A 19,876-nucleotide genomic window follows, 5' to 3' on the forward strand; every position below is an offset into this window, starting at 1 on the left:
GACTCCCCGCTCGTGAGCACGCGGCGGGTCCCGCTCCTCGTTCCGGTCACCGGGTTGTCGGTGTGGGATTGGCGCGAAAGCTACGCCGTGTTCCTCGCCTTCGTGATCCCGATCCTGCTGCTCACCACGGTGCCAGTGTTGTTGCCGTTCTTCGCCATCGGGCTGATCGCCGTCGGTGTAGGTCTGCGTGCGCGCCGCATCGCCCGGTGGTGGACCCTGCTGAGGTTCGCGGACCCGGTCGTCATCGACGCCGTCGAGCAGTCCGTGGCGGAGCGTGGCACCGTGCGTCTGGCTCATGCGACGGGATGGCGTGTGCACCGCGGGTGGTTCACCGGCGAGATCTACGACAACACGATCACGTACACCGTGGGCGGAGCGCAGCGCACCCTCGTCTTGCGCGGCCTCCCGTACACCTCGGGGGTCGTACTCGCACACCCGACCCGAGCTGATGCGCTGTGCGTCAGCGCCTTTCCGTTCGATCTCCGGTTGGAAGACGACAGTCGGTGGTCGGTGTCGGTACCGCCGTCGTCGTGGCTGGGTGCGGCGGCGACGGCCGTGCTGTACTCCGCGTTGGTGCTCGTCGCATGGTGGACCCTGTAACTGCCGTAGTTCGAGAACTACGGCAGAGCAGGCAGCTGTTCCTGCCCCAGCCAGGCGTCCCACAGCGACCGTGGGGCACCGAAACGTGATGCCAGATCCGTGAAATCGGCGGTGCTGACGGTGGAATAGCGGTACTTCGACGTCCATTCCTGGATCAGTTCGAAGAACTTGTCGTCGCCGATGGTGGTGCGCAGCGCATGCAGCGTCAACGCGCCGCGCTTGTACACGCGGTCGTCGAACATCTTCGCGGGCCCCGGATCTCCCAGAATCAGATCCCGGGGGAGTCCGCGCTGCATGGTGTGTACGCGTCGGGCTTTCTCCGCGGCGGACGAGCCGCCGGAGTTCTCCGCCCAGATCCACTCGGAGTAACAGGCGAACCCCTCGTGCAGCCAGATGTCCTTCCACTTGCCGAGGGTGAGGCTGTTGCCGAACCACTGGTGGGCGAGCTCGTGCGCCACGAGCCGCTCGAAATACCGTGTGCCGGAACAGTGATTGGCGCCGAAGATGGACAGTCCCTGCGCTTCGATGGGGATCTCGAGGTCGTCGTCGGTGACCACCACGGTGTACGCGGCGAACGGATACGGACCGTACAGGCGGGTGAAGGTCTCCATCATCTGCGGTTGACGGCCGAAGTCGTGCTCGAAGTTGGGCCTGAGCCGGTGTGGCAGCACGGCTTTCATGCGGACAGGAGACTCGGTGATGGTGTGCTGGCTGTACGGGCCGATCTGGATGGTGGCGAGGTAGGTGGCCATCGGCTCGGGCTGCTCGTACACCCACGTGGTGCGGCTGGCACGAGTCTGCTTGCGAACCAGCGTGCCGTTGGCGACGGCGTAGTACGGCGAATCGGTCGTGATGGTGATCCCGTAACTGGCCTTCGACACGGGGTGGTCGTCGCACGGAAACCACGACGCCGCGCCGTTCGGCTGACTCGCGACGATGGAACCCTCGGTGAGCTCGTCCCAGCCCACTTCGCCCCAGAACCCGTCGATGGGCTTCGGGGTTCCGCTGTACTGAATGTTCACCACCAGCGCCGCCCCCGACGCAACCGGCTTGGCCGGGGTGATCTTGAGCTTGCCTCGGTGCTGGCTGAACTTCACCGACCGTGAACCGTTGACGGTCACCTTGGACACGCGCAGTGCCGGGCCGAGATCGAACGCGAACTTCGAGACGGTGTCGGTGGTGACCGCCGTGATCTTTGCCTTACCGGCGAGCCGGTTGCTCTCGACCTTGTACTCGAGGTCCAACTCGTACCGCGACACTCGGTAGCCGCGGTTGCCGTTCTGTGGCAGGTAGTCGTCGATCGGTGGGTCTGCGCCGTCGATGTCGAACGTCGGCGTCACCAACTTGGAGCCACCGAATTTCATAGGCCCGCCCCGGAGTGGAGCCCGCCGGAACGACCGTCGTGGGGAGAGTGGAGCCCGCCGGAACGACCGTCGTGGGGGGCGTGGAGCCCGCCGGAACGACTGTCGTCGGGGGCCTCGGTCACGATGCGTGCGTAAGGGTCGCCCTTGGCCCAGGGAGCGATGGGGTTGCCCTGCCAACGGGTGTGATGGGGAACCGTGTCTCCGCGCATGACCAATGATGCAGGACCGACCGTCGCGCCGTCACCGATACCGGCGGCAGGCAACGCGACGCAGTGCGGTCCCAAGGTTGCTCCTCGTCCCAGAGTGACGCTGTCCATGGACATGATCCGATCATGGAACAGGTGTGTCTGCACAACGCACCCTCGGTTCACGGTCGCGCCGTCGGCGAGTGTCACGAGATCAGCCTCCGGGAGCCAGTACGTCTCACACCACACTCCGCGACCGATGTCGGCGCCGAGCCAGCGCAACCACACGTTCAGGACAGCAGTACCCTCGGCGGCCCGCGCGAACCACGGTGCCGCAACGGTCTCGACGAACGTGTCGGCCACCTCGTTGCGCCACACGAACGAACTCCACAGCGGATGCTCGACCTTGTCGATGCGGCCGACCCAGACCCACTTGGCGGCGGCGGACACCCCGGCTGCGACAGCTCCGGCGATCAGCAGCACGAGTCCACTGAGCAGCGCGGTCAGCCAGAAGCCCACGGCGTCGGCGATGGCTGTCAGTCCGAACAGGACACCGAGCCCGATGCCGAACGTCACCATCACCGGGATCAGGCGGCACGTCTCGACGAGAGACCGCGCGATCTTCAGCTTCACCGGCGGATCGAACGTGCGCGACGAGTCCGCCCGGCCCGCTGCCCGGCGCAACCTCACCGGCGGGCTGCCGAGCCACGAGGATCCGGATTTCGCCTTGTCCGGCGTCGCCGACAGGACCGCGACGAGGCCGTTCTTCGGCACGGTGCGTCCCGGCCCGGTCATGCCGGAGTTGCCGAGGAACGCACGCTTGCCGACCTTCGCGTCGCCCAGGTGCATCCATCCGCCACCGAGCTCGTAGCTCGCGACCATCGTGTCGTCGGCCAGGAATGCGCCGTCGGCGACGGTCGTGAACTTGGGAATCATCAGCACCGTCGACGCCTCGACGTCCTTGCCGATCTTCGCGCCCAGCAACCGCAGCCAGTGGGGCGTGAGCAGCGACGCGTACAGCGGGAACAGGAACGTGCGGGCCGAGTCCATCAGGCGCTCGGTCGCCCACACCTGCCATCCGATGCGGCTTCGTACCGGGTGATATCCCTCGGTGAGGCCGATGCCGAGCAAGCGGACCGCCACCAGAGTGATCAGCGCGAAGACACCGAGCGAGACGAGCGTGGCGACCGGAAGCATGATCGCCGCGCGCCCGACGGCACCCAGCAGGGTCGTCGCGGTGTGCAGCCACCACCCCATCAGCACGAGCGACACACCGAGGGAGAAGATCGCCATCCCGGACAGCATGAGCGACGCGACGCCGTAGGCGAGCACCCAGCGCGTGGCCCGCGGGGGAGTCTCCTCCGGCCACGGGTGCTCGGCCTTGCCGACCTTCTGCGCGGGCGATCCGGCCCACAGCTGACCCGCCTTGACCCGGCCGACGACGGCCGAACCCGCACTCACCACGGCGTTCTTGCCGACGGTCGTGCCCGGCAGGAGTGTTGACCGGGCGCCGACGGTGGCGCCCGCACCGATCTTGATGCCGCCGATGTAGACGATGTCGCCGTCGATCCAGTGGCCGCTGAGATCCACTTCCGGTTCGACCGAACAACCGTCGCCCAGCTCGAGCATCCCGGTCACCGGGGGAAGGGTGTGCAGGTCGACGCCCTTGCCGATCTTCGCGCCCAGCGCTCGGGCGTAGTAGACCATCCACGGCGCACCGGACAGGTTGGAGGCGCCACTGGCGTCGGTCAGCCTCGTCGCGGTCCACAGACGAATGTGTGCGCTGCCGCCGCGCCGATACGCCCCGGGCTTCAGACCGGCCAGCAGAATTCGAGAGCCGACGACCGAGATCGCCATGCGTCCGACCGGAGTGATGAACGCGACGAACGCGATGAGAATCCACCACCAGGACACCGTCGGCGCCCACGGAACTTCGGCGAACCAGCTCATCACGTTGAACAGGATCCCCAGCCAGGTGACCCACTGCAGACCCGTCAACGTCGTCAGTGGAACCGTGGCCGCGATCTGTGTCCACTGGGCCGACCTGGACGTCGGCTCGACCTCCCGCGGAACCACCTCGACGGGCGGCTTCAACTCGTCGAGGTAGCGCGCGAGCGACCCGAGTCGAGGGTGGTCGTAGAGCTGCGCGACGGTGATCTCCGGGAACCGCTCGCGCAGTGCCGTCACCAGCTGAGCCGCGGACAGGGATCCGCCGCCGTTCTGGAAGAAATCCGCGTTCTCGTCGGAGACCTGCGCGCCGAGGATGTTGGTCCACAGCTCCGCGACCCAGCCTGCCGTACCGGCGAGATCGGAGCCCTCGCCCATGCCGGGCAACGGCCATGGCAGGGCGTTGCGGTCCACCTTGCCCGACGTCCTCGTCGGCATCTCCTCGACGAGCGCGAGCCGCGGAACGAGTGCCGACGGCAACTGTTCGGCCAGAATCCGGCGGGCGGCCTCCACGTCGAAGTGAGGATCGGTGCTGGCCAGATAGCCGACGAGCACCGAATTGCCTGCGCCGGTCTTGCGCACGGCAGCGGCCGCACCACCGACACCGGGAAGCGCCTGCAACGCGTTGTCGATCTCACCGAGCTCGATCCGTCGGCCACCCAACTTGATCTGATCGTCGGCGCGGCCCTGGAACAGCAAGCCTTCGAGCTCGAGCTTGACGAGGTCTCCGCTGCGGTAGGCGCGGTCCCATCCGAGCGTCGGCATCGGTGCGTACTTCTCGGCGTCCTTGGCCGGATCGAGATAACGGGCAAGGCCGACGCCGCCGATCACCAGCTCACCGACTTCTCCGACGGCAACAGGGTTGCCCGAGCCGTCGACGACGGCCAGGTCCCACCCGTCGAGAGGAAGACCGATCCGAACAGGTCCCTTGCCATCCATGATCGACGCGCACGCGACGACGGTGGCCTCGGTGGGTCCGTAGGTGTTCCACACCTCGCGGCCGTCGACGGCAAGACGCTCGGCCAGTTCCGGCGGGCACGCTTCGCCGCCGAAGATCAGCAGTCGCACGGCTTCCAACGCGACGGCAGGCCACAGGGCAGCGAGCGTCGGGACGGTCGAGACGACGGAGATGTCGCGGGACACCAGCCACGGCCCGAGGTCGAACCCACTGCGCACCAGCGATCGGGGAGCGGGCACCAGGCATGCACCGTGCCGCCACGCCAGCCACATCTCCTCGCACGAGGCGTCGAACGCCACCGACAAGCCGGCGAGGACACGGTCGCCCGGTCCCAGCGGATCGTCCTGCATGAACATCCGAGCCTCGGCGTCGACGAACGCCGCTGCGTTGCGATGACTGACCGCAACACCCTTCGGGGTGCCGGTGGAGCCGGAGGTGAAGATGACCCACGCGTCGTCGTCGGGAGTCGGGGTCGTCAGAGCATCGGGGGCGGGTGTGTCCTGCTTCTCGGCCGTACCTGCGGCGATACCGCCAGCTGTGACAACAGCGGTCACTTTGGCCTCGCCGAAGACGAGCTCGGCCCGCTCGTCGGGGTCGTCGGCATCGACCGGCACGTAGGCGGCGCCTGCGTTCAGGATCGACAGAATTGCGACGTACAGAGAGAAGGAACCGGACGGCATCCGGATGCCGACGCGATCGCCGCGCCGGACGCCGGCCCTGGCCAGCCACTGAGCGCCTTCGTCGATGTCCTCGATCAGTTCGCGATAGCTGACGGAGACAGTGCCGTCGTCGATGGCCGGTGCGTCGGGAAACTGCGACGTCGTGGACCGCAGGATGTCGATGAGCGTGCGTTCCTGTGGAGCACGCTCACCGCGCAGGAACTCGGGCGGAACCCCGTTGCGGGTGTCGGCCGTTTCCGATGGTGATTGCACAGACAACCGGGTGTCCTTCTTCTCGTGTGGTACCGAAATTCGAACGAACGTCGCGCGTCGTTATCTCATGTTCGGTTGTCCAGAAGGTGAACAGTCTCGGCTGTCCCCTTCCGACACAAGTCGTAGCTCGGCATTGCGCGGATTCTACTAGGAAGTGCCCCGTTTGCCCCCGTCGAAGGGTTTCCTACCTGGGAGGTTGACAATCCCTCGCCACGTTTGCCATCCTCTTTTCAGGTCATGAGTACCAGCATCGAGCCCCGGCTTGCTGGTCGGCAACCCTCCTCCGCGGTGGGGTGCTCCGGGTGACGACCTGGCTGGCGCCGGAAAACCGGTGCAGCAAGCGCGGACTCGATTTCTGACAGGTACGTCGGGTCCCTTGATCGACAAGGGGTTATTTGTCATGACTGCTGTTCTGAACAACTCGTGTGCGTCTTTCGCCGCCGTCAGCGGAGCTGACCTTCAGGTCCCGTTGGTCGACGGAACGAGTTGCACGTACGCCAATTTCGACTACGCGGCCAGTGCGCCTGCGCTCGCCGAGGTCACCGCACGGATCGCCGAGTTGCTTCCGTACTACTCGAGCGTGCATCGCGGCGCCGGGTACGCATCCCGTGTGTGCACGGCTGCGTACGAGAAGGCTCGGGTGACGGTAGCCGATTTCGTGGGCGCACAACCGGATTCGGTCGTCGTCTTCACCAGGAACACCACGGATTCGCTGAACTTGCTCGCCGGGTGCGTGCCGGGTGACACCGTGGTGCTGGACATCGAGCACCACGCGAACCTGTTGCCCTGGAGGGACCGTCGCGTTGTGGTCGCCGCCGACTCGATCGCCGAGACGCTGACGCGCGTCGAGGTCGAACTGGAGACGAAACCTGCTGCGCTGCTCGCGATCACCGGCGCATCGAACGTCACCGGAGAGGTGTTGCCGATCCGCGAACTGGCCCAGCTCGCGCACTCGCACGGCGCGCGCATCCTCGTCGACGGCGCGCAGTTGGTGCCGCATCGCCGCATCGACATCGGTGATCTGGGTGTCGACTACCTCGCGTTCTCCGGCCACAAGCTGTACGCACCACACGGTGCAGGCGTCCTCGTCGGCAAGCGGGACTGGCTCGACGCGGCCGAGCCGTACCTCGCCGGAGGCGGCGCCGTGCGCTCGGTTTCGATCGATCGGACCGAATGGGCGCCGGTGCCCGCGCGTCACGAGGCCGGAACCCCGAACGTCCTGGGAGTCGTCGCACTGGCCACTGCATGCGAGGCGCTGGCTCTGCACGAGTCGGCAGGATCGATCTCGCACGAGCGCGAACTGTCCGACCGTCTGCGCGACGGCTTGTCGTCGATCGACGGCGTCAGCCTTCTGACGGTCTGGAGCGACGCCCCGGACACTGTGGGCATTGTCACATTCACGGTCGACGGGTACGGCCCGGGCGAGATCGCCGCGTACCTGTCGGCAGAGCACGGAATCGGTGTGCGCGACGGCAAGTTCTGCGCTCATCCACTGCTGTCCAGGCTCGGCCACGCAGGCGGAGCCGTACGCGCCAGCCTGGGGCTCGGCAGTTCCGGAAGCGACGTCGACAGGCTGATCGACGCGGTCCGGACCCTCGCAACCGACGGCCCGTCCTGGACGTACGAGGAGGACGGCGGATGGTGGAATCCGGTGCCGGATCCCCGCCCGTTCCCCGATCTGGTCGACGGTGCCGCAGGCGTGGGATCCCCATGCGCCACACAAACGGTTAGCATCGCTTCATGACAGCAATTGCTCTGTCGCAGAGCGGACTCTGGTCGGATCGCTACGTCGATCTGTGCCGTACCGCTTCGGGTTCGTGTAGGCGTTCGGGCTAGGCCTCAGCCGTCATATCCCTGCTTGCATCAGAAGGACTTCACCTTCATGTCGAACAGTTCAGCCGTACGCGTAGCACTCGTCCACCCGTCGCAGTGGACCGAAATCACCGACGCAGCCCCCACCGAGACAGTCGTGCGGATCCACGCCGCCGACCTTCGTGAAGGGCAGCAGGCACGTGCTCGTGCCCGCGCCGAGGCCGTCGAGGTGGGCAAGGACGCGGACAGCGTCGCCGTGTTCCTCGACATCGAAATCCACATCGCCGACGACGCAAGGACGGCTCGCCGCGAGTTCGCGGCCCTCGACGCGCCCACGGTCCCCGGATCCATTCGCTACGTCGGAACACCGTCCGGCCTGGCCGGCCTGATCGCCGACGTCAAGGCAGCCGACGTCGCCGACGGTGTGACGCTGGTACCCGTCGGGCCCACGTCCCGGAATCTGGACCGCGTCGCCGACGGTGTCGTGCCGTGGCTGGAGGACCGCGGCGTGGTCTTCGCAGCGGATGCAGTTCTCGAAGGTGCGGGCGTCGCTCGTCGCAGCCGAGTCCTCGCGTCCTGACTCAGGGCACCTCGCGGCCCGGTCACGTGTTCAGGTGACGGCGACCGCGAGGCCTGCGGTGATGCGCAGTAGTTCTGCACTGGTGGTCCGGAAGACAGTGTTCGGATGCCCTGCCGCCGCCCACAGCTCTTTGTGTTCGGCCAGTGACTCGTCCACGTAGGTGGGCAGGTTGGTGGGGTGGCCGACGGGCGCGATGCCGCCGATCGGCTGCCCGGTCGCGTGTTTGACGACGTCGAGTGGGGCACGCGTCAGGGTTCCGTCGAGGCGGGCGCCCGTCGCCTCCAGGTTCACCTGGTGTGCACCCGACACGAGCAGAAGAACCGGGTCGTCGTCGAGCAGGAAGACCAGCGACTTCACGATCGCGCCGACGGCGACACCCAACGATTCAGCGGCGGCCTCGGCCGTCGGTGTCGGTTCGGGCGAGGTGACGACGACGCCGTGGTGTCCGCGCGAAATCAGAATGTCCGCGACGTGGGCTGCGTTCGGGTGAAGTAGCCGGGGCATCTTCCAATGGTATTGCCACTCGGCCCCGTTCGCAGTTACTCGTTGCGCCTTTACTCGGTGCGCCTTTACTCGGTGCGCAGTTCGCCGAACAGCCTGAGCCGCGCCATGCCGCCGTCGGGGAAGATGTCCATGCGCACCTCGGACACCGGCTCGGTGTGATCGAGCAGGAAGCGGTGCCTGGTGTCCGGCTGCAGACGAGTGCGCGGCAGCAGTTCGATCCATTCACCGTTTCCGAGTTTGCCCTTCAACGACGCTGCACCGGGAGCGTTTCCGAGGAAGCACGACGTGTCGAGCTCGGCCAGGTGGATGGTGCCCGTTCCGGCGAGGGTGACCTGGACCCAGTCGTTGGCGTCGTTACGGCGGCGTGATGTCTCCCATCCTTCGCCCATCGAGCGAGGCGGTCCGGGGAACAACAGATTGTTGGGTGAGCTGTAGAACATGTTGGAGCACGCCGAGACGTACCCGCCGTTCTCGAGCGCCGCGAGATCGAACGGGCCTGCGGCGATGAAACGCGGATCCGGCTTTCCTCGACCCAGCACCCGCAACCGTGCGACACCGCCATCCGGGTAGATGCTGAGCTTGACGTGGGTCCAGCGCTCGTCCGAGGCCACCTTGAAGCGGTTCTCCGAGTCGCCCTCGACGGCGCTTTTCGGGACGATGGTCTCCCACTTGGTGTCCTCGTACAGCTCCTTCGCCGACGGGAAGCCTTCGACGGACGCCGCTTCGACGGAAATCTCCGGCGGATAGTTGCCGGTGAACCAGGCGGTGTCGACGACGACTGCGTCGACGACACCGGGCGCTCCGAGCCGCACGATGGCCTCGTCGTAACCCGATTCCCGACGCCGCCGCGTCTCCCAACCGTCGTAGATCTGCCCTTTGTGACCGAAGGTGGCGGTCTGGTAATCGGCCTTCCCCGGCTTGACCAGATTCTCCTTCTCCGCGAACGTTTCGTCGTTCGCCCACACGACCGCGCCGCCGAGAGTGCGCACCGCGAGATCTGGCAAAGGGAGGGGGAAGGTGGTTGTCATGGTGGTCAGGATACTGGGAGTGCGTCCGGTTGCTCGGTTCGTGCGGCCTTCGTGAAGGCGAACAGCAGGGCGATTCCCACCACCGAGTACACCGCGAGGGCCAGCGCAGGCTGGCCGAGGCCCGTCCCGGAGAAGTACACGATGCTGCGCACACCCTCGGTTCCGATTCCCGGCGTGATCCACCGTCCGACGGCAGCGTAGAACTCGGGGAGTACGTACGGTCCGAACGCGCCTCCGGCACTCGGGTTTCCGAGGATCACGAACACGATGATGGCGATCGGCACCGCCGCCACTCCGATGGCCGCGCGCAGCCCGAGCGTGAACATCGACGTCGCGAACACCACCCCGGTGCCGAGGAGCCACAGCGGGAACCAGTGACCGGCGAACGTGCCGAGCAGGTGGGTGACGATCAGTGCTCCCAGCGCACCGGACAGCACGGAATACGCGGCGAAGATTCCGAGTTGGGCAGCGGCGTCGCGGCGGGACTTCGGGGCGCCGACGAGCAGGCCGATCGCGGCGGCCAGCAGGTATCCGCCGACGACCCAGCCGACGGACAGGTAGAACCCGGACAGTCCGCGGTTGTCGTGGATCCCGACGGGAATGTCGTCGCGGACGACGAACTGACGGCCCTGCGAGGCCTCGACCTCGGTGAAGATCGACTCGAGGGCAGCGGAGATGGAACTGCCCGCGGCGCTTGCCGTGATGACCGTGTCGGTGCCCGAGGCGCTGACCACGTAGGCGCCCAGCACCTCGCGGTCGCGGATCAACGACCTGGCATCTTCGGTGCTGGCGACCGCACGCGCGTCGAGCGGTGAGCCGTCGATGGCGTTGAGCTTGTCCGCGGTGTCGGTGTCGATTCCTGCGGGCAGACCCTGCTCGGCCACCACGGCGATGGGGATGTCCCGCGGGGTGGGCTGATGGAACGCGGCAACGTAGCTGGCGATGAAGCCGAGTTGGAGCAGCAGTACCCCGAACGCGATCCAGACGACCTTGCGCATGCGAGTCCCTTCGACGCAATTGTGAATACCTCAGGTATTGAATACTCTAGGTATCGTGAATGGACGAGGTCAAGCACAGTGGGCGCCGACACAACGGCCCGGCCGCGAAAACGTGCGCGAACGTCTGCTCGACGCTGCCGCCGACGAATTCACGGAGAACGGCTACGCCGCAGCCAAACTGCAGGACATCGCCCGCAGAGCGGGATTCACCAAGGGCGCCGTCTACTCCAACTTCGAATCCAAACAGGCACTCTTCGCAGAGTTGCTGTCCAAGAAATCCATGGATCTGGCCACCCGCGTCATCGACACCGTCTCCGGACTCGGCCCAGGCGACGCCGCAGGCAGAAGCGGCGACGCCATCGCCTCCTGGGTCGTCGACGAACCGCGCTGGCCACTGCTCGTCACCGAATACGGCATCCAAGCCGGCCGAGACCCCAGTCTCGCCGACGGATATCGCCGCGAACGCCGCCGTCTCCGCGACGAACTCGAACGACTGATCGCCGAACGAGCCGACGACTGGGGCGTCGGCACCGGAATCGACGCGCGCCGCGTCGCAACCTCACTGCTCGCCTTGATCTCCGGCCTCGCCGTCGAACACTCCGTCGACCCGGAAGAGATCGACCACGATGCCATCGGCGACGCCATCTCCGCCCTCTTCACCGGCGCAATCGCACGTGCCGCTCTCGAACGTTGAACCCGGCGTCCTGAAATTCTGCAGGCTCCACTCCTGATTGGAGCCGACAGGGACGGGTAACTACAACTCATGACTGCTCAGAATCCTGAACCCGACGACACTGCAGGCCTCGAGGCCGGCGGCGGCGTCACGCCGGGCGATACCCCTCCCGCCGAGACGGGAGTGAGCGGACCGCAGCACGAGCCTCCGCAGCGCAGCCTGGCCATGCCCGTCGCGGTGTTGGGCGTGATCGGACTGATCGTCGTGATCGTCGTGCTTGCTTTCGTCGGCCGAACGCTGGACTTCTTCTAGCCCCAGTAGCGCACTAGCTCAGGAGTCGGATCAACGACTCGACCAAATCGCCTCTCCAGCACAGCCATTCGTGCCCGCCGTCGAACTCGGAGTATCGGACGTCGATGCCCCGAGATCGCAGCATGTCCGCGATACGCTCGTTGTTCGCCGGCATGTGCCCTTCGTGGATCCCCACGGTCATGTCTGCGCGGAACGACGGAACCACCTGATCGGCAAGCATTTCCGCAATACGCCCACCCAGCGGGCCCTGCGTGTCGCCGTGCGGCATCTGTGGCCACCAGAACGAGCCGGACTGGCTCGCCACCAGCGCGAACCGGTCCGGCCGGGTCAGGGCGGCGAACATCCCTGCCAGGCCGCCGTAGCTCTGCCCGGCGACAACAGTGCGCGTCGGATCGTCGGTGAACGGTGTGATGTCGGCCACCTTCGGCAGCAGTTCATCGATGATCGCTCGCCAGAAATCGGCGTTGCAGGGGAGTTCCTCACCTCGAGAATCGTTGTCGATCGTGTGAACGAACACCACGACGGCCGCGGGGAACTCGCCCGCCTCGGTCGCCAGGTCCAGAACCGGTGCCAACGGGTTGTCCTCCATCCAGCGCTCGCCGTCGAGAACGATCACCAGGGGGCGTCGTGCATCGACGTCGCCCGGAGTCTCGTGCACCCAGACGAGACGACTGTTGCCGAGAATGGTGCTGTCCCACAACAGTTCCCGGGGCGCCTCAGTATTCTCGTCCGCCTCGTGCCACCAGCGTTGGACGGGCGCGTCCGGCATCTCGGCCAATGACGCCCGGTCCGTGCCCGATATCGAGGCAGGTCGTGGATTGAACTCGTCGGCCACCGCATGGTCGAGAAGCCCGAGGAACCTCGACCGGACCCCCGCTACGGTGTCGGCTATCCCGGGCGGATCCACCTGCGCAACCAACTTCGCCGATGCGGGTACGAATCGATAACTGCCGCGCCACGTCGATGCGACCTCGGTGGACCAGAACCAGATGCCTGTGTCTGCCAGCCGACGCATCGTCGTCAACTGCGCACTGTGATGGTCGGTCAACGAGCTCGCGTCGAAATACACGCGCGCCGGGTCCACTCCACTGGAGTGCCTGTACAGAAAGCTGACCTGCACGCGACCGTCGGCCACGGGTTCGATCTGCGGAGTTCCCGCTCGGGAGACGCGTTTCCAGAACTCCGGCTCGGATCCGGCCTCCGCGAGCTGGGAGCGCACTGTCGTTTCCACATCAACTAGCATCAGGAAAGCCTAACCTCATATCGAAAGGTCCACTCCTCGTGCCCACCAGCCGTACCCTCACCCGCGCCGCGGCGGTACTGATCGCGTCGACGGTCGCCCTCGTCGGTTGCAGTTCGTCCGCCGACGACACGGCCGAGAACTCCGATACAACCGCAGCAGCGTCCTCCGACGGATCCTGGCCCCGAACGGTCGACACCGAACAGGGGCCGGTGGAGATTCCGGCGCAGCCGGAGAGAATTCTGTCCACGGCGGTCACCCTTACCGGCAGTCTGCTGGCGATCGATGCTCCCGTCGTCGCGAGCGGGGCGACATCGCCGAACACCGACGTCGCCGACGGCCAGGGATTCTTCACGCAGTGGGGTGACATCGCGGCCGAACGCGCCGTGGAACCGCTTCCCGCGACCGACATCGACGTCGAGCAGGTGATCGGTCAGAACCCGGACTTGATCGTCGTCTCCAAGACCGGTGCGGACTCCGCGATCGACCTCTACGACCAGTTGAGTGCAGTCGCGCCGACCATCGTCGTGGATTACGGCAACAACTCGTGGCAGGACGTCACCGAACTGCTCGGCGAAGCGACCGGTCACGAGGCGCAGGCGCAGGAGAAGATCGCGACGTTCGAGGATCTCGTAGCGTCTACGAAGGCGGAGATGACGTTGCCGCCGCAGCCGACCACGGCGTTGGTCTACAACGGCGCCGAGGGGTCCAACGTGTGGACGGAAGAATCCGCGCAGGGAAGTCTTTTGGCCGAGCTGGGATTCACTCTCGCCGAAATCCCCTCGGCCGCATTGGGTGACACGTCGATGGGTGCGCGCAAGGACATCGTCCAGATCTCGCCCGAGAACTACTCGCTCGCCTTGGCCGGGCAGACGGTTGTTCTCGTGACGGCCGACGACACCGACGTGGCCGAGTACCGTGCCGACCCCCTGCTCGCCCAGACTCCTGCAGTGCAGCAACAGCATGTCTACGCCGTCGGACTGGACACGTTCCGGCTCGACTACTACAGCGCGACCAACTTCGTCGAGCGCCTGCAGGAAGAACTGTCCTGACGAGTGGCTGCCGTGCTGATTGTCCGAACGTCAGTACGGCGGCCAGCCGTCCTCGGGGCCGAGTACGCGCTCGATGCGCGTGCGGTTGATCTTCGCCAGCTCGTCCCGCATGACCTTGCGTTCGGTCTCGTCGGAATTGTCCAGGCGATGCCCCAGGTCGACGAGCACGGCGCGCGGGTCGAGGCGGAAGGAATCGTCACCGAGCATCGTCGAGCACACGATGTACCCGTAACCGAACCGCTCGATGTACATGCGGCATGCGTCGATGAACACACTCTGCGTCGCCGGATCCATTCCGGCGCATGTTCGCCCGACGGGCCGAAGCGTCGACGCCAGGTAGTCCACGTCTGCGTCGGACAGCTCCGCAAGTTCTGCATCCGCCCGCGCGAACAACTCGGAGTACGACCCGTACGGCCGCGCGTCGGCGACTCGCGATGCCCACGTGTGCGAACAGCTGCACTCGTAGAGCGCGTGCACCGCTTTGCGACGCGGCAGATCGTTGAACGTCTCGAGCCCGAGTCCCTGGTGCATCATCATGGAGAAATCATGAGCCGCCGAGGATACGAACTCCAGGCCTGAGCAGGGTCTTAGCCCAGGCGTAACGCGGCGTAACACGGTGGGACACGCTGGGGCACATTCAGCTCTCCCCACCCGAGCCTCTGTGCCGTTCAGAACGGTGCGGGGTCGTCGGTGTCGTTCGTCGGTGGGGTGTGGGTTGGGTTGGTGGCGTTGGTGGTGGTGGTGTTGGTGGTGGTGGGTCTGCGTTTGCGGGGTATGTGGGGGATGAGTGATTGTGCGGTGAGGTCGGTTGTTCCGTAGGTGTTTCCGGGGAGGGTGACTGCGGTGGTGCCGGAGTTCGATTGCCAGTGTTCGGCGGCTCCGGCGAGCATGGTGGGTGTCCAGGCGCCGATGGTTTTGAGGGAGTGGTGGTATCTGCAGAGGCAGTGGAGGTTGGTGAGGATGGTCCAGCCGCCGCGGGTGGGGTTGTGGTGGTCGAAGGCGATGACGTGGTCGATCTCGCAGCCGGCTGCGGGGACGTCGCATCCGGGGTGGCGGCAGGTGCGGTCGCGGTGTCGGACGAGGTCTGCGAGCGCGGTGCCGGGTCGGTAGGTCAGTGCGCCGGGTGGTGGGGTGGTGAGTCCGCCGTGGCCGTCGGGGTAGAGCGGGACTGCCAGTGCGGGGTTGGTTTCGATGGCGGATTCGAGTGCGGCGATGAGTGTGTATCGGCCTTCGTACTGTCCGGCCGGGGTGTCGGTGTCGGTGTCGGTCGGGTGTGGGGCTGGGGGTGTGGGGAGGTCGAGTCCGCGGCGTCGTCGGCCGCGTCCGAGTGGATGGAAGGTCGGGTGTGCGGTGGGGTGTGGTGTGCGTGTGGGCTCGGGATCTGTGTCGTGTGCGGCGGCGTTGTTGTTGTCGGGGTTGGGGTTGGTGATGTGGCCTAGTTCGTGGGCGAGGTCGAGTGCTTCGGTGATGAGGATTTGCAGGTCGCTGTTGTGGGCTAGTTGTCGGGCGTAGTCGGCGTCGATGGTGCCGTGGTCGGCGAGGTAGGCGGGGAGGTCGGCGAGGTGCAGGAGGGTGTCGATGTCGATGTCGATGGTGACGGTGGTGAGGGGTCGGCGGCGGTCGGGGGGTTCGGGGTTGGCGGTGCAGGGGTGGTTGTCGTCGGGTTCGCAGGTGCAGGCGATGTGGGTTTCGCTGTGCATGAGGGCGGTGTAGGCGGCGGCGCGGCGTTGTCCTCGGGTGCGGGGGTCGCGGGGGCAGAGGGTGTCGGCTACTTCGTTGATGCGTTGCCAGCTGGCGGCGGCGTCTGCGGCGTCGAGGTTGGCTTCGATGGTGGCGATCATGTCTTTGTCGCGGTATTTCACGCCGGTCAGGCGGGTGAGGTCTGTGCGTAGTTGTACTGCTTCCTCGGGTGCGCAGCGGTGCATGATGGTGTTGATTTCGGTGGCGAGTGGTCCGGGGGACAGGTGTAGGGCGGCGGTGAGGATGTCGGTTTGTGCGTGTTCGACGGCGGGGGTGCTGTAGGGGGCGGTGAGGCGGTGGATGGCGCGTACTCGGGGTAGGTCGAGGTCTCCGGCGTCGAAGGCTGCTTTGATGTGGGGGAGGCGTAGGCGCAGGTCCATTCCGATGTCGGAGTAGGTGTCTGCGACTGTTTTGGAGCAGCCGAGTGCGGCTGCGGTTTCGGAGGCTGCGTAGTTGCCGGCGTCGGTGATGCGTTCGCCGATGTGGATGGTTTGTTCGATGCAGGTTTCCCAGATGCGTGCGGCGTGGGCGACTTTGCGTGCGCAGGCTTTGTTTTCTTCTCTGGCTGCGTCGGTGAGTTCGGTCAGGAGTGTTGGGTCGATGGTGGGTGGTGTGTGTGGGCCCAGGTAGCGGGCGTATCTGCTGGGCGTGGTGTGTGGCATGTGGTGAACCCCCCCGGTTAATGGGAACGTATGTTCGAATATACCGCCCGTTCTGTTCGGCTGCAAGGTCTTTCGGGTTGTGGGGCAACCGTTTTCGAAGTTCGATCTGCTAGCACACGACACCGACAAAAATGCGTCGAGCATGCTGTCGAGACGCTGCGATGCAGCCGGCTCGACTATCGATGAGAAGGCCTTCGAGAACGCGTGATCGACACCGAAGAACTGCTGTTGATGCGACCTGTGCCGACAGCCGAGGTGGGCTGCCCGAGGCTTGTTACTCTCGGGTCCATGACGGAACGGAACTGGAACGCATTCTCGGTCGAGATTTCCGACCATATCGCGTCGGTGACGCTGCTCGGGCCGGGTAAGGGCAACGCGATGGGGCCTGATTTCTGGAGCGAGTGCCCGCGGTTGTTCGCCGAGTTGGACGCCGACGACGAGGTGCGCGCAGTTCTGCTCACCGGATCCGGCAAGAACTTCACGTACGGCCTCGATCTGGCTGCCATGGGCGGGGAGTTCGCGCCGCTCATGGCGGACAAGGCGCTCGCGGGTCCGCGCACCACCTTCCACGACACCATCAAGCGCATGCAGCTGGCCTCGAACGCTGTCGCCGACTGCCGCAAGCCCGTCGTCGCGGCGGTGCACGGCTGGTGCATCGGCGGTGGCCTCGACCTGATCAGCGCCGCCGATATTCGCTACGCCAGTGCCGATGCCAAGTTCAGTGTTCGAGAGGTCAAGGTCGCGATCGTCGCGGATATGGGTTCGCTTGCACGTCTACCCGCGATCATCGGCGACGGACACCTGCGTGAGCTCGCGCTCACCGGCAAGGACATCGACGCCGCTCGTGCGGAGAAGATCGGGCTCGTGAACGACGTCTTCGAGGATCAGGACGCGTTGCTCGCAGGCGCTCGGGCGACCGCGGCGGAGATCGCCGCCAACCCTCCGCTCGTCGTACACGGAATCAAGACGGTCCTCGACCATTCGCGGTCCGCCGCCGTCGACGACAGTCTCCGCTACGTCGCGGCCTGGAACGCAGCGTTCCTGGCGTCGAACGACCTTACCGAGGCGATCACCTCCGTGTTCGAGAAACGACCGGCGAACTTCAGTGGCAGCTGACGTGAGTGGTACCGCCGACATCGACACCGCCGAGGAACTGGGCACCCAGCTCGTGCGATTGCAGCGCATTCGCGAGCGGAAATTGGCCCAGATGTCCGTCGAGTCCGGTGGCGTGGAAGGCGCAGCATTCGTCTGCCTCTTCCGGCTGCTGCGCGACGGGCCGATGCGATCGAGTGAGCTTGCGACTCTGGTGAATTCGGACCCGTCGACCGTGAGCCGGCAGGTTGCACAGTTGGTGGAGCACGGCCACGTACAGCGCGTGCGTGACGAGAAGGACGGCCGCGCGTACGTCCTCGCGGTCACCGAGACCGGCCGCAGCGTCGCCGACCGGATGCACCGCAAGCGCACCGACAGCCTCGGGCTGGTACTGGCCGATTGGACTCAGGAAGATCGGGTTGCGCTCGTCGACCTGCTGGACCGGTTCCTGACCGACTACGAGCGAGTCCGGCCCGACGCACCCTCCGGCCGCGACTGAACGAGTCGATCGCCCGGGGACAGTGAATTCGGGCAGCTGACCACTAGGGAGGACGCGGTGCTGGACGGCACACGACGGTGGATCCCGCGTACCTTCCGGCTACGCGCAAGCACCGCCCCGGCGGATCGACTCGAGCGCAGGGTCGGTCTGGGTATCGCGGTTCTCGTTCCTGTGTTCGCCGTCATCGGCGCCGTGGTGATGCTCTCGGACGAGGGCCCGTCATCGGATCTTCGACGCATTCTGTGTGGTGCCGTGCTGCTCTCGACTCTCCCGGTCGGGGCGTGGTGGTGGGTGCACGGCCGCGAAGTCGTGCGCATGCCGGGATGGTTCGTTCTCTACGCCGACCTGGGCGTGGCCACCGTTCTGTTCACGTTCGCCGAGCGCGGGCTCGCGCTGTACGCGACCGTGCTGTTCGCCGTGATCGGCATCTACATCGCGTATTTCTCGTCCACCAAGGTTCTACGGCTGCATTCTCTCTTCGTCAGCGCGGTGATCGTGGTCCTGGCCATCGGCACCTACATCGAGGGGGTGCACGACGCAGCGTCCGTCGTTGCCCAGGCGCTCGTCGCCCTGGTCGTGGTCAATTCCGTGATCGTGTTCCGAGCTGTCATCAAAGCTCAGTTGGAACTCGCGGTCACCGATTCGCTCACCGGGTTGCTGAACCGACGCGGATTCGAAGTTCGGATCGAACGACTGCTCACCGAGTCCGGCGACGGAGACGACGTCGCAGTGTTCGTCGTCGATCTCGATCGGTTCAAGTCCGTCAACGACAGTCGCGGCCACGCTGCGGGAGACCGGGTGCTGAGGTCGACGGCGCACCGTCTCGAAGCCGTCGTGCCCGACGAGTCCTGCGTGGCCCGCACCGGTGGTGAAGAGTTCACGGCTGCGGTGCGACTGACGAGGTCCCAGGCGCCCGAAGTCGCGGGCCGAATCCTCGAATCTCTGCACGAGCCTGCCGACGAAGTGTCGGTCACGGGAAGCGTCGGAGCCGCCGTCGTGTCCGTCGATCGGTGGAAGAGCCTGCAGCCGCAGGATGCCTCGGCGATGATTCATTCAGCCCTGTTGAAGGCCGACGCCGCCATGTACGAGGCGAAACGATCGGGCGGCAACCAGGTGCGTGTGTTCGACAAGTGAACAGCCCACGTCCCGCGGGCCCCTGTCGAGACCTGCGGAGCGTGGGCTGAACCGTCAGCGCAGTGCGCTCTTCGGGTCGTTCCAGAGCTGATCGGTGAAATCTTCGAGCGCGACGAGTACCAGGTTGTCCTCCGCACGCCGGAGGATCGACTTGCTGGCCCGGACCTGAACAACGTCACCGGTCTTGTCGGTCATGCGCCACAGTGAATCGGCGCGGGTGGCGACGGTCGTCAGGAACATGTCCGCGACGTTGACACCCTCGGGCGCCTGGTCGGGGAAGATGTCGTGCAGGTGGAAATCCGCGGGCTCGGACCGGTCCGTGCCGAAGAGTTCGTCGAACGCTTCGTTGGCGAACACGATCGCGCCACTGGGGTCGACGGCCAGAATCGGCACCGGAATCCGGTCGAGAACGACCGTGACGGGAAGATCGGGAAACTGTGCCGGATCGGAAATGGCTCGCGATTCCGAATTACGACGCTCGCCGGTCGTGTTGCTGTCGGTCATGTTTCTCCCCACCTGATGCTTTCCCTGGTTTACGTTGCTCGAAGTTCTCTCTTCACCCCA

18 protein-coding genes and 1 riboswitch are annotated in these 19,876 nt (G+C 65.9%); of the genes, 9 read left to right on the forward strand and 9 right to left on the reverse strand.

Annotated elements, in window-relative coordinates; translation table 11 throughout:
- Positions 1–12 precede the first annotated feature (12 nt).
- Positions 13–600: a hypothetical protein gene (locus tag ACFULT_RS11440; RefSeq protein WP_378481503.1), complete on the forward strand. Its 588-nt coding sequence runs from the start codon at positions 13–15 to the stop codon at positions 598–600.
- A gap of 17 nt (positions 601–617) precedes the next feature.
- Here the strand turns inward: ACFULT_RS11440 and ACFULT_RS11445 are convergent, their stop codons facing one another.
- Entirely contained in the window at positions 618–1,964 is a 1,347-nt protein-coding gene (locus tag ACFULT_RS11445; RefSeq protein ID WP_037108642.1) for a M1 family metallopeptidase, read from the reverse strand.
- Positions 1,961–5,992, reverse strand: a complete 4,032-nt coding sequence (locus ACFULT_RS11450; protein WP_378481504.1) for a Pls/PosA family non-ribosomal peptide synthetase — start codon at positions 5,990–5,992, stop codon at positions 1,961–1,963. Before ACFULT_RS11450 ends, ACFULT_RS11445 begins: the two co-directional genes overlap by 4 nt.
- Before the next feature lie 227 nt (positions 5,993–6,219).
- Positions 6,220–6,335, forward strand: a riboswitch (SAM riboswitch).
- Positions 6,336–6,386: 51 nt separating this feature from the next.
- Between ACFULT_RS11450 and ACFULT_RS11455 the strand changes: the two genes are divergently transcribed.
- The gene (locus tag ACFULT_RS11455) at positions 6,387–7,730 is read left to right on the forward strand and encodes an aminotransferase class V-fold PLP-dependent enzyme (protein WP_378481505.1); all 1,344 of its coding nucleotides are present in this window, start codon (positions 6,387–6,389) and stop codon (positions 7,728–7,730) included.
- A 138-nt stretch (positions 7,731–7,868) separates the two neighbouring features.
- Positions 7,869–8,378 (forward strand): hypothetical protein, encoded by a 510-nt coding sequence (locus tag ACFULT_RS11460; RefSeq protein WP_241483715.1) that lies wholly within the window; start codon positions 7,869–7,871, stop codon positions 8,376–8,378.
- Between the two features lie 30 nt (positions 8,379–8,408).
- Here ACFULT_RS11460 and ACFULT_RS11465 read toward each other — a convergent pair whose 3' ends face one another.
- From ACFULT_RS11465 to ACFULT_RS11475, 3 genes are all read right to left on the reverse strand, one after another.
- Positions 8,409–8,882, reverse strand: coding sequence for a YbaK/EbsC family protein (locus ACFULT_RS11465; protein WP_037108652.1), 474 nt, complete (start codon positions 8,880–8,882; stop codon positions 8,409–8,411).
- Between the two features lie 65 nt (positions 8,883–8,947).
- Complete coding sequence (alc, locus tag ACFULT_RS11470; RefSeq protein ID WP_037108654.1) at positions 8,948–9,910, reverse strand: allantoicase; 963 nt, start codon at positions 9,908–9,910, stop codon at positions 8,948–8,950.
- Positions 9,911–9,915: 5 nt separating this feature from the next.
- Positions 9,916–10,908 carry a membrane protein gene (locus ACFULT_RS11475; protein WP_037108657.1) on the reverse strand — a complete coding sequence of 331 codons (993 nt, stop codon included), beginning with the start codon at positions 10,906–10,908 and terminating at the stop codon, positions 9,916–9,918.
- Positions 10,909–11,020: 112 nt separating this feature from the next.
- Here ACFULT_RS11475 and ACFULT_RS11480 point away from each other — a divergent pair, with 112 nt between their 5' ends.
- Together ACFULT_RS11480 and ACFULT_RS11485 are read left to right on the forward strand one after the other, a co-directional pair.
- On the forward strand, positions 11,021–11,602 hold the full coding sequence (locus ACFULT_RS11480) for a TetR/AcrR family transcriptional regulator (protein ID WP_037108660.1): 582 nt from the start codon (positions 11,021–11,023) through the stop codon (positions 11,600–11,602).
- 69 nt (positions 11,603–11,671) lie between these two features.
- On the forward strand, positions 11,672–11,893 hold the full coding sequence (locus ACFULT_RS11485) for a DUF6480 family protein (protein WP_037108663.1): 222 nt from the start codon (positions 11,672–11,674) through the stop codon (positions 11,891–11,893).
- Positions 11,894–11,906: 13 nt separating this feature from the next.
- Here the strand turns inward: ACFULT_RS11485 and fes are convergent, their stop codons facing one another.
- A complete protein-coding gene (fes, locus tag ACFULT_RS11490; protein ID WP_378481506.1) occupies positions 11,907–13,124 on the reverse strand; it encodes an enterochelin esterase in 1,218 nt (405 codons plus the stop codon).
- 50 nt (positions 13,125–13,174) lie between these two features.
- Here fes and fepB point away from each other — a divergent pair, with 50 nt between their 5' ends.
- Complete coding sequence (gene fepB / locus ACFULT_RS11495) at positions 13,175–14,185, forward strand: Fe2+-enterobactin ABC transporter substrate-binding protein (RefSeq protein ID WP_378481507.1); 1,011 nt, start codon at positions 13,175–13,177, stop codon at positions 14,183–14,185.
- A gap of 30 nt (positions 14,186–14,215) precedes the next feature.
- Here fepB and ACFULT_RS11500 read toward each other — a convergent pair whose 3' ends face one another.
- Together ACFULT_RS11500 and ACFULT_RS11505 are read right to left on the reverse strand one after the other, a co-directional pair.
- Positions 14,216–14,722, reverse strand: coding sequence for a 2-oxo-4-hydroxy-4-carboxy-5-ureidoimidazoline decarboxylase (locus ACFULT_RS11500; RefSeq protein WP_019663043.1), 507 nt, complete (start codon positions 14,720–14,722; stop codon positions 14,216–14,218).
- Between the two features lie 131 nt (positions 14,723–14,853).
- Complete coding sequence (locus tag ACFULT_RS11505) at positions 14,854–16,587, reverse strand: DUF222 domain-containing protein (protein ID WP_378481508.1); 1,734 nt, start codon at positions 16,585–16,587, stop codon at positions 14,854–14,856.
- Positions 16,588–16,875: 288 nt separating this feature from the next.
- On the opposite strand from ACFULT_RS11505, the gene ACFULT_RS11510 reads away from it, so the two are divergent.
- The 3 genes from ACFULT_RS11510 to ACFULT_RS11520 are packed head-to-tail and all read left to right on the forward strand — an operon-like array spanning position 16,876 to position 19,312.
- Positions 16,876–17,703 carry a crotonase/enoyl-CoA hydratase family protein gene (locus ACFULT_RS11510; RefSeq protein ID WP_019663044.1) on the forward strand — a complete coding sequence of 276 codons (828 nt, stop codon included), beginning with the start codon at positions 16,876–16,878 and terminating at the stop codon, positions 17,701–17,703.
- A gap of 1 nt (position 17,704) precedes the next feature.
- On the forward strand, positions 17,705–18,178 hold the full coding sequence (locus ACFULT_RS11515) for a MarR family winged helix-turn-helix transcriptional regulator (protein WP_230594322.1): 474 nt from the start codon (positions 17,705–17,707) through the stop codon (positions 18,176–18,178).
- Positions 18,179–18,235: 57 nt separating this feature from the next.
- Positions 18,236–19,312: a diguanylate cyclase domain-containing protein gene (locus ACFULT_RS11520; RefSeq protein ID WP_378481509.1), complete on the forward strand. Its 1,077-nt coding sequence runs from the start codon at positions 18,236–18,238 to the stop codon at positions 19,310–19,312.
- Between the two features lie 54 nt (positions 19,313–19,366).
- Here the strand turns inward: ACFULT_RS11520 and ACFULT_RS11525 are convergent, their stop codons facing one another.
- Positions 19,367–19,816 carry a PAS domain-containing protein gene (locus tag ACFULT_RS11525; protein ID WP_019663047.1) on the reverse strand — a complete coding sequence of 150 codons (450 nt, stop codon included), beginning with the start codon at positions 19,814–19,816 and terminating at the stop codon, positions 19,367–19,369.
- Positions 19,817–19,876 lie beyond the last annotated feature (60 nt).

The organism is Rhodococcus sp. NPDC057297 (assembly GCF_042667435.1).
GTDB lineage: Bacteria > Actinomycetota > Actinomycetes > Mycobacteriales > Mycobacteriaceae > Rhodococcoides.